13 protein-coding genes and 5 tRNA genes are annotated in these 16,630 nt (G+C 39.2%); all 18 read right to left on the reverse strand.

Translation table 11 applies throughout. The features are described from left to right. Window positions 1-49 precede the first annotated feature (49 nt). Window positions 50-4,348, reverse strand: a complete 4,299-nt coding sequence (gene rpoC / locus Q2U82_RS01065) for a DNA-directed RNA polymerase subunit beta' (protein WP_410007107.1) — start codon at window positions 4,346-4,348, stop codon at window positions 50-52. Between the two features lie 88 nt (window positions 4,349-4,436). After that, window positions 4,437-8,249, reverse strand: a complete 3,813-nt coding sequence (rpoB, locus tag Q2U82_RS01070) for a DNA-directed RNA polymerase subunit beta (protein WP_410005925.1) — start codon at window positions 8,247-8,249, stop codon at window positions 4,437-4,439. A gap of 136 nt (window positions 8,250-8,385) precedes the next feature. After that, window positions 8,386-8,763: a 50S ribosomal protein L7/L12 gene (gene rplL / locus Q2U82_RS01075; protein ID WP_068761373.1), complete on the reverse strand. Its 378-nt coding sequence runs from the start codon at window positions 8,761-8,763 to the stop codon at window positions 8,386-8,388. Window positions 8,764-8,820: 57 nt separating this feature from the next. Next, window positions 8,821-9,342 carry a 50S ribosomal protein L10 gene (gene rplJ / locus Q2U82_RS01080; protein WP_410005926.1) on the reverse strand — a complete coding sequence of 174 codons (522 nt, stop codon included), beginning with the start codon at window positions 9,340-9,342 and terminating at the stop codon, window positions 8,821-8,823. 12 nt (window positions 9,343-9,354) lie between these two features. Next, window positions 9,355-10,053, reverse strand: a complete 699-nt coding sequence (rplA, locus tag Q2U82_RS01085; protein ID WP_410005927.1) for a 50S ribosomal protein L1 — start codon at window positions 10,051-10,053, stop codon at window positions 9,355-9,357. Window positions 10,054-10,074: 21 nt separating this feature from the next. Next, window positions 10,075-10,512 (reverse strand): 50S ribosomal protein L11, encoded by a 438-nt coding sequence (gene rplK, locus Q2U82_RS01090; RefSeq protein ID WP_410005928.1) that lies wholly within the window; start codon window positions 10,510-10,512, stop codon window positions 10,075-10,077. Between the two features lie 63 nt (window positions 10,513-10,575). Next, window positions 10,576-11,130: a transcription termination/antitermination protein NusG gene (nusG, locus tag Q2U82_RS01095; protein ID WP_410005929.1), complete on the reverse strand. Its 555-nt coding sequence runs from the start codon at window positions 11,128-11,130 to the stop codon at window positions 10,576-10,578. Window positions 11,131-11,133: 3 nt separating this feature from the next. Beyond that, on the reverse strand, window positions 11,134-11,322 hold the full coding sequence (gene secE / locus Q2U82_RS01100; RefSeq protein ID WP_410005930.1) for a preprotein translocase subunit SecE: 189 nt from the start codon (window positions 11,320-11,322) through the stop codon (window positions 11,134-11,136). A gap of 73 nt (window positions 11,323-11,395) precedes the next feature. Then, a tRNA-Trp gene (locus Q2U82_RS01105) sits at window positions 11,396-11,468 on the reverse strand. A gap of 106 nt (window positions 11,469-11,574) precedes the next feature. Continuing rightward, complete coding sequence (tuf, locus tag Q2U82_RS01110; RefSeq protein WP_410005931.1) at window positions 11,575-12,762, reverse strand: elongation factor Tu; 1,188 nt, start codon at window positions 12,760-12,762, stop codon at window positions 11,575-11,577. A gap of 58 nt (window positions 12,763-12,820) precedes the next feature. Further along, a tRNA-Thr gene (locus Q2U82_RS01115) sits at window positions 12,821-12,892 on the reverse strand. Between the two features lie 62 nt (window positions 12,893-12,954). Continuing rightward, window positions 12,955-13,027, reverse strand: a tRNA-Gly gene (locus tag Q2U82_RS01120). A 184-nt stretch (window positions 13,028-13,211) separates the two neighbouring features. Continuing rightward, window positions 13,212-13,293 (reverse strand) — tRNA-Tyr (locus tag Q2U82_RS01125). Window positions 13,294-13,367: 74 nt separating this feature from the next. Then, window positions 13,368-13,441 (reverse strand) — tRNA-Thr (locus tag Q2U82_RS01130). A 113-nt stretch (window positions 13,442-13,554) separates the two neighbouring features. Then, window positions 13,555-13,857 (reverse strand): ribosome hibernation-promoting factor, HPF/YfiA family, encoded by a 303-nt coding sequence (hpf, locus tag Q2U82_RS01135; RefSeq protein WP_068761366.1) that lies wholly within the window; start codon window positions 13,855-13,857, stop codon window positions 13,555-13,557. Window positions 13,858-13,920: 63 nt separating this feature from the next. Then, complete coding sequence (locus tag Q2U82_RS01140; RefSeq protein WP_410005932.1) at window positions 13,921-14,805, reverse strand: tyrosine-type recombinase/integrase; 885 nt, start codon at window positions 14,803-14,805, stop codon at window positions 13,921-13,923. A gap of 120 nt (window positions 14,806-14,925) precedes the next feature. Beyond that, a complete protein-coding gene (gene rpsU / locus Q2U82_RS01145) occupies window positions 14,926-15,120 on the reverse strand; it encodes a 30S ribosomal protein S21 (RefSeq protein WP_111880446.1) in 195 nt (64 codons plus the stop codon). Between the two features lie 88 nt (window positions 15,121-15,208). Continuing rightward, window positions 15,209-16,627: a carboxypeptidase-like regulatory domain-containing protein gene (locus Q2U82_RS01150; protein WP_410005933.1), complete on the reverse strand. Its 1,419-nt coding sequence runs from the start codon at window positions 16,625-16,627 to the stop codon at window positions 15,209-15,211. Window positions 16,628-16,630 lie beyond the last annotated feature (3 nt).

The following is a 16,630-nucleotide window of genomic DNA, read 5'->3' on the forward strand; positions in this document are numbered from 1 at the left end:
ACGATGTACGATTTAAATCTAAAATCGTACATCGTAAATCTAAAATATATTAATTATAATTCACTTCCTGCTTTACGCGGTTCATTTCTTCAAGCTCTTGTTTTGAGCCCACAATTATAGTGTCATATCTACGCATACCGGTTCCGGCTGGTATTTTATGTCCTACAATTACGTTCTCTTTCAAGCCTTCCAAGGTATCAACTTTACCAGCAACTGCTGCTTCGTTTAATACTTTGGTAGTTTCCTGGAAGGAAGCCGCAGAGATGAATGATTTGGTCTGTAACGACGCTCTCGTGATACCCTGAAGTACCGGAGTTGCCGTTGCAGTAACCACATCGCGTGCTTCTGCAAGTACTTTATCATTTCTTCTCAACAAAGAGTTTTCATCACGAAGTGTACGTAGCGAAAGGATTTGTCCTTCCTTCAAGTTTTCAGAATCACCGGCGTTGGTAACAACCTTCATTCCGAAAATCTTATCGTTTTCTTCGATGAAATCGTCTTTATGAGCCAATTGATCTTCAAGGAAAGTAGTATCTCCCGGATCTTCAATACGCACCTTACGCATCATTTGGCGAACAACAACCTCAAAATGCTTGTCGTTGATCTTCACCCCTTGCAGACGGTAAACCTCCTGAACTTCGTTCACAAGATATTGCTGTACTGCTGATGGGCCTTTAATGCGAAGGATATCTTCTGGAGTTATTGAACCGTCAGAAAGTGGCATACCTGCACGAACGTAATCGTTTTCTTGAACAAGAATTTGGTTTGAAAGTTTTACCAAATACTTTTTCACTTCGCCTAATTTAGACTCAACGATAATCTCGCGGTTACCACGTTTAATTTTTCCGAAGGAAACTACACCATCAATCTCGCTAACTACCGCTGGGTTTGAAGGGTTACGCGCTTCAAAAAGTTCGGTAACACGTGGAAGACCTCCCGTAATATCACCTGCTTTCGCAGATTTACGTGGAATCTTCACAAGAATTTTACCAATCTTAATTTTGTCGCCATCGTCCACCATCAAGTGGGCGCCAACAGGCAAGTTATAACTACGGATGACTTCGTCTTTCTTCCCTAAAATTTGAAGGGTTGGAATACGTTTTTTATCTCTTGATTCAGAAATTACCTTCTCTTGGAAACCAGTTTGTTCATCAATTTCTACCTGATAGGTTAAACCTTGAACAATGTTTTCGTATTTAATCTTTCCAGCAAATTCTGAAATAATAACACCGTTGTATGGATCCCAAGAACACACTACATCACCGGCATTTAAGCTATCGCCATCTTTCACATACAGTGTAGAACCGTAAGGAATGTTATTGGTACTTAGTGTAATTCCAGTTTTCTTATCAACAAGTTTTAATTCTGAAGTACGAGAAATAACAATATCTACAGCTTTTCCTTGGTTGTCTTCACCTTTAACGGTTTTAAGATCTTCGATCTCGGCTTTCCCATCAAATCTAACAACTAATTTATTTTCTTCGGAAATGTTACCTGCAATACCTCCCACGTGGAACGTACGAAGTGTAAGCTGAGTACCAGGCTCACCAATAGATTGAGCTGCAACAACACCAACAGCTTCACCGCGCTGAACCATTTTATTGGTAGCAAGGTTACGGCCGTAACATTGTGAACAGATTCCCTGTTTTGCCTCACAAGTAAGTGCGGAACGAACTTCCACTCTTTCCAACGGAGATTTTTCAATTGCATCAGCAATTTCCTCAGTAATATGATCACCTGAGGCAACCATTAATTCTTTGGTAAGAGGGTTTACAACATCATTAAGCGCAGTACGTCCAACAATTCTTGCTGCTAGAGTTTCAACTACTTCTTCGTTTTTCTTCAAGGCTGAAACTTCAATTCCACGAAGTGTGTAGCAATCTTCAATGTTGATGATAACATCCTGTGAAACATCCACCAAACGACGTGTTAGGTAACCCGCATCCGCTGTTTTAAGAGCCGTATCCGCAAGACCTTTACGCGCACCGTGGGTAGAGATAAAGTATTCAAGAATCGAAAGACCTTCCTTAAAGTTGGAAAGAATCGGGTTCTCAATAATTTCGCCTCCACCTGAATTTGATTTTTTAGGTTTCGCCATCAATCCACGCATACCTGTTAACTGACGGATTTGTTCCTTAGAACCCCTCGCCCCAGAATCAAGCATCATATACACAGAGTTGAAACCTTGCTGATCTTCGCGAATACGCTTCATAGAAAGCTCGGTAAGTTCAGCGTTGGTTGCGGTCCAAATATCAATTACTTGGTTATATCGTTCGTTGTTTGTGATAAGACCCATGTTGTAGCTGTTGATAATACCATCAACTTGCTCGTTGGCGCTATCAATCATGCTTTGTTTTTCAGCAGGGATAATAATATCACCAAGACTGAAAGACAATCCGCCTTCAAAAGCGAATTTATATCCAAGGGTTTTAATTTCATCAAGGAAAGCTGAAGTAACGGGAACTGAAGTTACTTTCAAAATTCCACCAATAATATCACGAAGTGACTTTTTGGTCAATACTTCGTTGATATATCCCGCTGCTTCAGGAACTTTCTCGTTAAAGATTACTCTTCCTAAAGTTGTGGTGATGATTTGGTTTACCAATTCACCATTTTCGTTGAAATCTTTCGTTCTAATTTTTATTTCAGCATTCAAATCTACCTGCCCTTCATTGTAGGCGATAATAGCTTCTTCAGCTGAATAAAAAGTTAGGCCTTCTCCTTTCACTTTTACTTCATCAGTAGATTTTCTAAGTTTGGTCATATAATAAAGACCCAAAACCATATCCTGAGAAGGAACCGCAACCGGCGAACCGTTTGCTGGGTTCAAAATGTTATGTGAAGCAAGCATTAATAGCTGACATTCCAAAATAGCCTCTGGCCCAAGTGGAAGGTGAACCGCCATCTGGTCACCATCGAAATCCGCGTTGAAAGCGGTACATACCAATGGGTGCAGCTGGATTGCTTTTCCTTCAATCAATTTAGGCTGGAAAGCTTGAATACCAAGTCTGTGCAAAGTTGGGGCCCGGTTAAGCATAACTGGGTGACCTTTCAATACATTTTCAAGAATATCCCAAACTACAGGCTCTTTTTTATCTATAATTTTCTTTGCAGATTTCACGGTTTTTACAATCCCTCTTTCAATCAATTTACGAATTACGAAAGGTTTGTAAAGCTCGGCAGCCATATCTTTTGGAAGACCGCACTCGAACAATTTCAATTCCGGCCCCACGACGATTACCGAACGTGCCGAATAATCCACACGCTTACCAAGCAAGTTTTGACGGAAACGACCTTGTTTTCCTTTCAAGGAATCTGAAAGGGATTTCAATGGACGGTTACTATCAGTTTTAACTGCTGAAGATTTACGTGTGTTATCAAACAATGAATCTACCGATTCCTGAAGCATACGTTTTTCGTTACGAAGAATTACTTCCGGAGCTTTAATCTCCATCAATCGCTTCAAACGGTTGTTACGTATAATTACACGACGGTATAAATCATTTAAATCTGAAGTTGCGAAACGACCACCATCAAGCGGCACCAACGGACGTAATTCTGGTGGAATAACCGGAACTACTTTCATAATCATCCACTCTGCCTTGTTCTCGCGGTTTTTGTTTGCATCGCGAAGTGCCTCTACAACTTGAAGACGCTTTAACGCTTCAGTTTTACGTTGTTTTGAAGTTTCGTTGTTTGCTTTATGGCGAAGATTGTAAGACAAGGTATCCAAATCGATTCTTTGTAAAAGATCGATCAAGCACTCTGCTCCCATTTTCGCAATAAATTTATTTGGATCTGTTTCTTCCAAATATTGGTTTTCCTGTGGAAGTGAATCAAGGATTGCAAGGTATTCTTCTTCGGTAAGGAAATCCATTTTCTTAACAGCTTCTCCACCTTCATATTTTGCAATACCTGGTTGAATTACTACATAACGTTCGTAGTAAATGATCATATCCAATTTCTTGGAAGGTAATCCAAGAAGGTAACCAATCTTGTTCGGAAGGCTACGGAAGTACCAAATGTGCGCCACAGGAACTACCAAATTGATATGCCCCACGCGGTCACGACGTACTTTCTTTTCCGTTACTTCCACACCACAACGGTCACAAACAATGCCTTTGTAGCGAATTCTCTTATATTTACCACAGGCACATTCGTAATCCTTTACTGGACCGAAGATGCGCTCACAGAAAAGACCGTCACGCTCTGGTTTGTGCGTACGGTAGTTGATTGTTTCGGGTTTTAATACTTCACCACGTGATTCCGCCAAAATGGATTCAGGGGAAGCCAAACCAATAGAAATCTTGTCGAATTTCTGTACTGTGTTTTCTTTATTTCTGTTCATCATGATTTAAAAATAAACTTTGTTGTTAAATGAGGTTTTAAGTTCCTCGGAAGAAATCTATGATTCCCCGCCGAAGCGGGGATTATCATTATTCTTCTAATCTAATGTCAAGACCCAATCCTTTCAATTCGTGCATAAGTACGTTGAAAGATTCCGGTAATCCTGGTTCTGGCATGGTTTCCCCTTTTACGATTGCTTCATAGGTTTTCGCCCTTCCAATAACATCATCAGATTTAACAGTCAATATTTCTCTAAGCGTGCTGGACGCACCGTATGCTTCCAAGGCCCAAACTTCCATCTCTCCAAAACGCTGACCACCAAATTGTGCTTTACCACCAAGCGGCTGTTGCGTAATAAGTGAGTACGGACCAATGGAACGTGCGTGCATCTTGTCATCTACCATGTGGCCTAGTTTCAGCATATAGATTATACCTACGGTTGCAGGTTGGTCAAAACGCTTCCCGGTTCCACCATCAAATAGATAGGTGTGTCCAAATCTCGGAATTCCAGCTTCATCGGTCAATTCATTAATCTGGTCTATAGTTGCACCGTCAAAAATTGGGGTTGCATACTTGCGACCTAACTTTTGTCCAGCCCATCCAAGAACTGTTTCATAAATCTGCCCAATGTTCATACGCGATGGTACCCCAAGTGGGTTCAACACGATATCTACAGGAGTTCCGTCTTCAAGGAAAGGCATATCTTCCTCACGTACAATACGTGCAACAATACCTTTGTTTCCGTGACGTCCCGCCATCTTGTCTCCTACTTTCAGTTTACGCTTTTTAGCGATGTAAACTTTGGCAAGTTTCAAAATTCCGGAAGGAAGTTCATCCCCAACAGAGATAGTAAACTTCTCACGACGCAAGTTACCTTGAAGGTCGTTTTCCTTAATTTTATAGTTGTGCATCAAATCTGCAACCAACACGTTGGTTTCATCATCAGTTGACCAAGTACCTCCCGTTAAGTGGGTGTAATCATCAACAGCGTGAAGCATTTTTAATGTGAACTTTTTACCTTTTGGGAATACTACTTCACCAAGGTCATTATTAACACCTTGAGCCGTTTTTCCACCTACAATTGCGAAAAGTTTTTCAACCAATACTTCTTGAAGTTCATCAAATTTAGCATAGTATTTTGCTTCAAGTTCTGCGATGTCTTCTTTGTCTTTTGCACGTTTGCGTTTGTCTTTTACAGCACGGGCAAACAATTTCTTGTCTATTACCACACCGTTCAAAGATGGCGAAGCTTTAAGCGAAGCATCCTTAACATCACCTGCTTTGTCACCAAAAATGGCACGAAGCAGTTTTTCTTCAGGCGTTGGATCGCTTTCTCCTTTTGGAGTAATTTTCCCGATAAGGATATCGCCAGGTTTTACCTCGGCGCCAATTCGGATCATACCGAATTCATCCAAATCTTTTGTAGCCTCTTCAGATACGTTTGGAATATCGTTGGTCAATTCCTCGTTACCAAGTTTGGTATCACGAACTTCCAAAGAGTATTCATCTATATGTATAGAAGTGAAAATATCTTCACGAACTACTTTTTCAGAAATTACGATTGCATCCTCAAAATTGTACCCTTTCCAAGGCATGAAGGCTACCTTCATGTTTCGGCCTAAGGCCAATTCTCCTTTTTCGGTTGCGTAACCTTGACAAAGCACCTGTCCTTTTTTCACTCTATCGCCTTTGCGAACAATTGGCTTCAAGTTAATGGAAGTACTCTGGTTTGTCTTTCTGAATTTTACAAGTTGATATGTTTTTTCATCAGAATCAAAACTAACCATACGTTCGTTCTCGGTACGGTCATATTTAATAGTGATTTCGTTTGCATCAACATATTCTACCACACCGTCTCCTTCAGCATTTATCAATACACGACTATCGGAAGCAACTTGTCTTTCAAGACCAGTTCCCACGATTGGTGAATCTGCAATCAACAAAGGTACTGCCTGGCGCATCATGTTTGACCCCATCAGTGCACGGTTCGCATCATCGTGTTCCAAGAAAGGAATCAAAGATGCAGAAATAGATGCAATCTGGTTTGGCGCAACATCAGCATAATTCACTACTGTTGGCTCAACTAATGGGAAGTCACCTTCCATACGTGCAATTACCTTATCGGTTTCAATTACACCTTTATCAGATAATGGAATGTTAGCTTGGGCGATGTGTTTTTCTTCTTCTTCTTCAGCAGAAAGATAAACAGGCTCGTGCTTCAAATCTATTTTTCCATCGGTAACTTTACGATATGGAGTTTCAATGAAACCAAGATTGTTCACTTTTGCATAAACCGCAAGTGAAGAGATAAGACCAATGTTTGGTCCTTCAGGAGTTTCAATCGGGCAAAGACGTCCGTAATGCGTATAGTGAACGTCACGAACCTCAAAACCTGCTCTTTCACGGGAAAGACCTCCTGGCCCAAGAGCTGAAAGACGACGCTTGTGCGTAATCTCTGCCAATGGGTTTGTCTGGTCCATAAACTGTGAAAGCTGGTTTGTACCAAAGAATGAATTGATAACGGAAGATAAAGTCTTCGCATTAATCAAATCAATAGGTGTAAACACCTCGTTGTCACGAACGTTCATACGCTCGCGGATGGTACGCGCCATACGGGCAAGACCAACACCAAACTGTTGTGATAATTGCTCACCCACAGTACGCACACGACGGTTGCTAAGGTGGTCAATATCGTCAATCTCAGCTTTAGAGTTGATAAGCTCGATAAGATATTTAACAATGGTAATGATATCTTCCTTGGTAAGCACTTGCTTGTCCATAGGAATATCAAGCCCCAGTTTTTTGTTCATTCTGTAACGACCTACTTCACCAAGGTTATATCTCTGATCACTGAAGAAAAGTTTGTGGATTATGCCACGAGCTGTTTCTTCATCGGGCGGTTCAGCGTTACGAAGTTGTCTATAAATATGTTCTACCGCTTCTTTTTCTGAGTTGGTAGGATCTTTTTGTAATGTGTTGTGGATAATGGCATAATCTGCCTGAAGATTATCCTCTTTGTGCAATAAGATAGTCTTAGAACCAGAATCAATTACCTCGTCAATGTGTTCTTTTTCAAGAACAGTATCACGGTCTAAAATAATCTCGTTACGTTCTATGGAAACAACCTCACCAGTATCTTCATCTACGAAATCTTCGTGCCAAGTTTTTAGCACACGGGCGGCAAGTTTACGTCCAATATATTTTTTAAGTCCTGTTTTTGAAGCCTTCACTTCTTCCGCAAGATCAAATATTTCAAGAATATCCTTATCCCTTTCAAAACCAATGGCACGGAAAAGTGTAGTTACAGGTAACTTTTTCTTACGGTCAATGTACGCGTACATTACGCTGTTAATGTCTGTGGCGAACTCAATCCATGAACCTTTAAAAGGAATTACACGGGCAGAATAAAGTTTGGTTCCATTTGCGTGGAACGACTGGCCAAAGAACACACCTGGCGAACGGTGAAGCTGTGAAACAACTACACGCTCGGCCCCGTTGATGCAGAAAGTTCCGCTTGGGGTCATGTAAGGAATGGTACCTAAATAAACGTCCTGCACGATGGTTTCAAAATCTTCGTGCTCGGCGTCTGTACAGTACAGTTTCAATCGCGCTTTTAGAGGTACGCTATAAGTTAGACCGCGCTCAATACATTCTTGGATGGAATATCTTGGCGGATCTACAAAGTAGTCTAAAAACTCTAAAACGAATTGGTTGCGGGTATCGGTAATCGGGAAATTTTCCAAAAAGGTTTTATACAATCCTTCTTGGCCTCTTTCTTCTGATTTGGTTTCCAACTGGAAAAAATCCTGAAAGGATTTAATCTGAATGTCCAAAAAGTCGGGGTAATCCGGCTTATTTTTTACAGAGGAAAAATTCAATCTTTCAGTTTGCGTTGCTGACATCTATGGACGGAATTTTAATTAAAATAAAAATGAAATAATCGTATAAAAGGCATTAACCATTATATACGCAAAATGGTTTAGGTCTTTCCCGAGCTATCGGGAAGACCTAAACCTTAAGGTTTGGAACGTAAGGAGCTTACTTAAGCTCAACCTCAGCTCCAGCTTCTTCTAATTGAGCTTTTAAAGCTTCAGCTTCGTCTTTAGAAACGCCTTCTTTAATTGGAGAAGGAGCGTTGTCTACCATTTCTTTTGCTTCTTTAAGACCAGCACCAGTTAATTCCTTAACTAGTTTTACAACTGCAAGTTTAGATGCACCAGCAGCTTTCAACATTACTGTGAATTCTGATTGCTCATCAGCGGCTTCGCCACCTGCAGCAGCACCACCAGCGGCAACAGCAACAGCTGCAGCAGCAGGCTCAATGCCATACTCGTCTTTTAATATTGTAGCTAACTCATTAACTTCTTTTACTGTTAGGTTAACCAATTTTTCTGCGAAATCTTTCAAATCTGCCATTTCTATCGTTTTTAAAAATAATTGTGTTTATATAAATTAATTAGTGCAATATTTATTTTATCCTTCTCTTTCGGATAAGGTCTTAACAAGTCCTGCAATTGTGCTACCACCACTCTTAAGAGCCGAAATAACATTTTTAGCAGGTGATTGCAACAACCCGATGATTTCTCCAATAAGTTCGTCTTTCGATTTAAGTTCAACCAGACTATCCAATTGATTGTCGCCAACGTAAATTGACTCTTGGATGTAGGCTCCTTTTAAAAGAGGCTTATCAGATTTTTTTCTGAATTCCTTGATTACTTTGGCTGGTGCATTACCTGTTTCAGAAAACATTAAAGAAGTATTTCCTTTAAGTATTCCTGTTAATTCACCAAAGTCTTTATCTGAACTCTCCATTGCTTTTTTAAGCAATGTGTTCTTAACAACTGCTAACTGAACACCTGCTTTGAAACAAGCACGGCGAAGGTTAGAAGTATTCCCTGCGTCAAGGCCTGAAATGTCTGCCAAATAGATATTGGCATTATCAGACAACTGCGCAGTCAACGTTTCAATTACTTGTGATTTTTCTTCTCTTGTCATAATTACCAGTTTTTACTGCTCAGTAAACCTTTTAGTGTCAACTTGTACGCCTGGGCTCATTGTGCTAGACATGAAGATACTCTTAATGTAAACACCTTTTGCCGCTTGTGGCTTAAGTTTAACGAGGGTTGTTAATAATTCTCTTGCGTTTCCTGCAATTTTTTCGGCATCAAAAGATGCTTTGCCGATTGCTGCGTGTACAATACCAGTCTTGTCAACTTTAAAGTCAATTTTACCGGCTTTTACATCTGAAACTGCTTTAGCAACGTCCATTGTTACTGTACCTGTTTTTGGGTTTGGCATAAGGCCACGAGGACCCAACACACGTCCTAAAGGACCTAATTTACCCATTACACTTGGCATAGTTACAATTACGTCAACATCTGTCCATCCTCCTTTAATTTTATCGAGGTACTCATCAAGACCTACGTAGTCTGCTCCTGCTTCCTTGGCTTCGGCTTCCTTATCTGGAGTTACCAATGCCAATACTTTAACGTCTTTACCTGTTCCGTGCGGAAGGGTAACAACGCCTCTAACCATCTGGTTCGCTTTACGTGGATCCACGTTAAGACGTACCGCGATGTCTACAGAAGCATCAAACTTTACGCTGGTGATTTCTTTTATTAAAGCAGAAGCCTCAGCTACTGAATAGGCCTTGTTAGGCTCTATTTTTGAAGCGGCTTCCTTTTGCTTTTTAGTTAATCGTGCCATTTTATAGATTCTTTTTTCAGATTAAAAAGGTGCGTCACCTTTTACTTTAACTCCCATAGAACGTGCAGTACCAGCTACCATTTTCATAGCAGACTCAACGGTAAATGCATTAAGATCGGGCATTTTATCTTCCGCGATCATTTTAATTTGGTCCCAAGAGATTGTGGCTACTTTTTTTGCGTGTGGTTCACCGGAGCCTTTTTTCACTTTCGCAGCTTCAAGTATTTGCACTGCAGCGGGTGGAGTTTTAATAACGAAGTCAAAAGACTTGTCTTTATAAACCGTGATCGCTACTGGCAATACTTTTCCTTGCTTATCTTGGGTTCTAGCATTGAATTGCTTACAGAACTCCATGATGTTAACACCGGCAGCACCAAGAGCAGGTCCAACTGGTGGTGATGGGTTAGCAGCACCTCCACGAACTTGCAACTTAACTACTTTACTGATTTCTTTTGCCATTTCTAGTTTTTAATGTGGTCATTCAAAAGTGGAAGCCTCTGAAAAACCTATTAAGCGTAACAATTAAACTTTTTCAACTTGCATATAGCTCAATTCCAATGGTGTTTTTCTTCCGAAAATTTTCACCATAACCTCAAGCTTGCGTTTTTCTTCATTTATTTTTTCTACAGTACCATTAAACCCATTGAATGGTCCGTCTATTACTTTTACTGTTTCACCAATAGTGAAAGGGATGTTTACGCTATCATCTTTTACTGAAAGCTCATCTACCTTACCTAACATTCTGTTTACTTCAGACTGTCTAAGTGGCACGGGGTCTCCACCTTTGGTTTCACCCAAAAAGCCAATAACACCGTTTATTGATTTTATAATGTGGGGAATTTCACCACCCAAATTTGCTTGTATCATTATGTAACCGGGAAAGTAAACGCGTTCTTTGTTCACTTTTTTACCGTTACGTATTTGTATTACTTTTTCAGTGGGTACTAGCACCTGATCAATATAGTCTTCAAGACCCAATCTTTTTATATCACTCTCGATATAGGATTTGATCTTGTTTTCCTGTCCACTAACTGAACGGACTACGTACCACTTTTTTGTACTTGTTGTTTCGGTCATTTCTTACGACTTGATCCAGATAAAATATTGATCCACCAACCAGTGGAATACGGTATCAATTCCCCAAACCGCCAAAGCCAAAAGGACTGAAAATACTGCAACTATTACAGTAAGTTTTTGTGCTTCCGCCCAAGTAGGCCAGGTAACATGATTTTTAAGTTCTTTGTATGATTCTGTTATATAATTTGTCATGTGTCAACCGTATTAAATTCTGGTTATCCTGAAGTATTTCATTTAAAAAAAACATTTCAGAATTTATATTTTGCACGGGTTGAGAGGCTCGAACTCCCGACACCTGGTTTTGGAGACCAGTGCTCTACCAACTGAGCTAAACCCGTTTCTTAGGATTAGCACCTATTTAATGATATTACGCTAAACCCGCTATAAAAGCCAAGGTATCCCGAAGTAAATTCGGGACACCCAGCGCTTTCAATTATATGATAATTAGTCTAAAATTTCAGTTACCTGACCCGCACCAACAGTACGTCCACCTTCACGGATAGCGAAACGAAGACCTACGTTCATTGCGATTGCTTGAAGCAACTCAACATGGATAGTCAAGTTATCACCAGGCATAACCATTTCAACACCATCAGGAAGCATAATTGTTCCTGTTACGTCAGTTGTACGAACGTAAAACTGTGGACGGTAGTTGTTGTGGAATGGAGTGTGACGCCCACCTTCTTCTTTTTTAAGGATATAAACCTCAGCTTTAAATTTAGCGTGTGGAGTTACAGAACCTTTTTTACAGATAACCATACCACGACGGATATCAGATTTTTCGATACCTCTTAAAAGGATACCAACGTTATCTCCAGCTTCACCTCTATCAAGAATTTTACGGAACATTTCAACTCCAGTAATTGTAGAAGTCAATTTCTCAGCACCCATACCGATAATATCAACAACATCACCTGTGTTTGCTACTCCTGTTTCAATACGTCCTGTTGCAACAGTACCACGACCAGTAATAGAGAATACATCTTCAATAGGCATTAGGAAAGGCTTATCAACATCACGAGTTGGAAGCTCAATCCAAGCATCAACCTCTTCCATCAATTTCAAAACAGTGTCAACCCATTTTTGCTCTCCATTAAGAGCTCCAAGAGCTGAACCTTGAACTACAGGTCCATTATCACCATCATACTCATAAAAGTTAAGAAGGTCACGGATCTCCATTTCAACTAGCTCAAGTAATTCCTCATCATCAACCATATCCACTTTATTCATGAATACAACGATACGTGGAATACCTACCTGACGACCAAGAAGGATGTGCTCACGTGTTTGTGGCATTGGTCCGTCTGTAGCAGCAACAACTAGAATAGCACCGTCCATTTGGGCAGCACCAGTAACCATGTTCTTCACATAATCCGCGTGACCAGGACAGTCAACGTGTGCGTAGTGACGGTTAGCTGTTTGGTACTCTACGTGTGAAGAGTTGATTGTTATACCTCTTTCTTTCTCCTCTGGAGCGTTATCAATTTGGTCGAATGATCTGGCTTCCGAATAACCCGCATCGGCCATTACTTTGGTAATAGCTGCGGTTAACGTTGTTTTACCGTGATCTACGTGTCCAATTGTACCTACATTTAAGTGGGGTTTTGACCGATCGAATGTTTCTTTTGCCATTTTGTATTAATTTTAATCTTAGTTATAAATATATTAGTGTTACTTGTAATCAAATTTGAGCCAATGATGGGAATTGAACCCATGACCTCTTCCTTACCAAGGAAACGCTCTACCCCTGAGCTACACCGGCGTAAAGTATTTAATTTTCTCCTTTAAAAGAAAGGAAGACATTCCTGTCTTCACAGGATTTAGAGCGGGAGACCGGGTTCGAACCGGCGACATTCAGCTTGGAAGGCTGACGCTCTACCAACTGAGCTACTCCCGCAATTCTTTGAATAAATTCCAAAATAATAAATCCCAAATTCCAAAGAATTTAAAAATGACTTTAGAACTTATTCAAAATGTTTTCAATATTGTAAAGAACAATTTTCAAATTTCCAACCAATTCTTTTGGAATTTGGTTTTTGTAATTTGAAATTTTCAATTTTTGCCCAAGCAAAAATTGTTCGTGGGGAGAGCAGGATTCGAACCTGCGAAGACGTAGTCAGCAGATTTACAGTCTGCCCTCGTTGGCCGCTTGAGTATCTCCCCTTTTCTGGAAATCCCAAAACAGAAATTCCAAATTCCAAAATTTCAAGATTCCTGCCTTCACAGGAATTTAAAAGAGCCGATAGAGGGACTCGAACCCACGACCTGCTGATTACAAATCAGCTGCTCTAGCCAGCTGAGCTACATCGGCTTTTTGACCTCTTTTTAAGGCTATTTTTTAGCCATAAAAAAGTCCGCTATTTCTAACGGACTGCAAATGTAGAGAAATTATTTTTTCTACAAAACTTTTTCTAAAAAATTATATTATAAATATGCTTTTTGTTTCTGTTTTCTTTTTTTAAGCTGTCTCTCTAAAGTCTTTACCACTTCATCTGTAGCTTCCTCAAAGGTCTTTGCTTCTTTCTTCACCATTAAATCATCACCGGGGATGCTCAATAAAACTTCAACAATTTTATTTTCTTTCTCGCTGGTTTTCTGCACTTTCAAAAATACATCTGCAAAAACTATTTTGTCGTAAAATTGTTCGAGCTTAGACAACTTTTTTCCAACAAATACCAATAACTCATCCTTGGCCGCAAAATTGGGGGTCTGTACGTTTACTTTCATACTATATTATTTTAGGATTAATGTAATATGTATTTTTATGCCATAAGCCCTTTTCAAATTTTATTAGTTACGCGGGTGTGAATTTTTATACACCTCTTTTAACTTCGCTATACTATTCTGAGTATAAACCTGTGTTGAGGCTAAACTGGAATGCCCCAATAATTCCTTCACCGCATTAATATCTGCACCTTCATTTAACAGATGCGTTGCAAAAGAATGCCGCAATATATGCGGGCTTTTCTTTACTTTTTCTGATGTTTCACTAAAGTAAGAATTAATAATTCTATAGACAAGGGTTTCATAAACTTTAACCCCTTTTTGGGTGAGAAATAAACAATCTGAATCTTTTATATTTTCAAGCTGCTCCCGAAATGACAAATATTGATTAATTGTATTGAGAACCGCGGGCAACAAAGGAATAATCCTTTCTTTGTTCCTTTTACCCAGAACCTTAATGGTTTTCTGCGCAAATGAAACATCATTCAGTTTTATATTTATAAGCTCTGCCCTTCGTATTCCCGTGGAATAGAAAAGCTCAACGATCAATCTGTCGCGCAGGCCTTCAAAAGTGTTTTCACTTTGTAACAGGTCCATTACATTTTCAATTTCAATTTCGGAAAAGGGAACTTGAATTTTTTTTGAAGTTTTTAAAGATTTATGTTTTGCCAAAGGGTTGACTTCAATTTGGCTCGTTTTCAGCAGAAATTTGTAATACGTTTTAAGTGAAGAAATTTTTCGGTTTACGGTTCGGTTTGAAATGCCTGAATCTACAAGCGAAACAATCCAGCTTCGAACAACGGAATAATTAACGGTGACAATTTCGGAATATTGATATTCTTCTGAAGCAAACTTTTGAAAATCTTCCAAATCCTTTAAATAAGCAATCACTGTATGTGCCGAATATTTTTTTTCGAGTTGAAGATAATCCGTAAAAGCTTGGAAGGACATTTCTTTAGTTATGAGTTAAATTTAGCGAATTTATTACTGACAGATAAAATCTTGTGAAATAAAAAAATCCGCTGGAAAAATTCCAACGGATTTATATCAATTTGATTCAAAAAAGAAATATTAAATATCTTCCTGATCTCTTAGGTTCTGGATATACTGAGCTTTTTGAATCTGTGCTCTTTTCTTAACAGAAGGCTTCATAAAAGCTTGTCTAGAACGTAGCTGGCGCATAGTTCCTGTTCTATCAAATTTACGCTTAAAACGCTTTAGCGCTCTATCGATATTTTCTCCGTCTTTAACTGGTATAATTAACATAGTGTCATCACCTCCTTTCTTTAGGACGGCAAAATTAATAATTAATAATTAATAATGAGCAATGAATAATGAAAATTATAAGAATAAATTATTCCTTATACAAAGAAGCACGTTTGCTCAAATCCTGAATTAGCTTCTCCTCCTCTTTACTTTCCAACAATACGTTGTAGTTTTTCCAAAACGATTCATGGTATGGCTTGCTTGAAAAAATATCAGCAGACCAATCGTTTTGTTGAAGTTCCTGTTTTATAAGTTCTGGGTCTTGGATGATATCGCTAAACAAAATTTCTTGAATGGTGTAGTAATATTGTTCGTCTTTGTCAAAGCCCGGTTCGGCTTCGGTTTTTATTCTGTCGGAAGAACGGTCGCCAGTATTTACGAGTTTTGGGGTTTCGTAATAAATATAGTTCGGGTACATTTTTCCTTCGTAATCTTTATAGGTTATCACAAGCTTGTGTATGGTCTGCGTATCAAAAAGGCTTTTGCTGCGCTTTTTCTGAACATCGGAAGCAGCAACCAATTCATACTCCACTTTTTTGATGGCGTAATTGTCGTAATAAATATAGATCCATCCCTTGGGCTCAAAACCTTCGTTGTAAATGTTTGGCGTATTCAGACCTACAAAGTCGGCTCCTTTTTCAATTTTGATTTTATAGATTTTTCTTCCATTATCCACAAGAATAGTATCGAGTTCAAACTGATGCTTTTCCAACATATTTTTTCCCAACAAAGCACCTGTAACATTTGAATTGCGGACCAAATTGAGTTTGCCCTTAAAAAGATTTTCCAAACCATTCACACGACTGTCATTCCATTTAATGGCTTCAATTATAGATGAAGTTTTAATAGAATTTCTATTCAAATTTGAGGCTTTTGAGTTCATACTTTTTAAATAAGCAGAATAGGTGAACAAACTATCAACATCCCGTAAATCGTAACTTTTTCGGGTTTCGTCAACATTTATTTTCAAGTTGTTTTTGGCTCCGGAAGCATAACTGGAATCGTATAAAGTGATGGCGCTTTCAATAAGCCATTTGTATTCCTTTTTGTTGCGCTCTTTGTGCCGAAGAAATCCTTTTTGAAGGTAGGATTGTTCGGGAAGATTTTTTGGGAGTTTTTCAAGGGCTTTCTCAACAATACCATTTCCAGTTGTGGGCCGTGGATCGGCAACAATTACCACTTCATCCAAGGAAGCTACGTCTTCTTCCAAAAATATATCGGAACCGTTTTCAAATTCGCTGATGACAACCTTAAAGCTTTTATAACCGATGGAAGAAATAACCAACGTATCCTGCAAATGCTGCTGAGGCACTTTTAAAACGAAATTTCCATCTGCGTTTGTTATGGAACCAATAGTAGTATTTTCTATATAAACACTTGCGCTTTCAATGGATTCGAAAGTTAGGAAATCGGCCACTTTTCCTTTCAACTCTGTCTGGGCGAAAGTTGTTGCACCGATGAAAAATATAAATAATACTAAAAGACTTTTTAAAGGGAAATGCTTCATTTC

The organism is Aequorivita nionensis (assembly GCF_046352995.1).
GTDB classification, from domain to species: Bacteria; Bacteroidota; Bacteroidia; order Flavobacteriales; family Flavobacteriaceae; genus Aequorivita; species Aequorivita nionensis.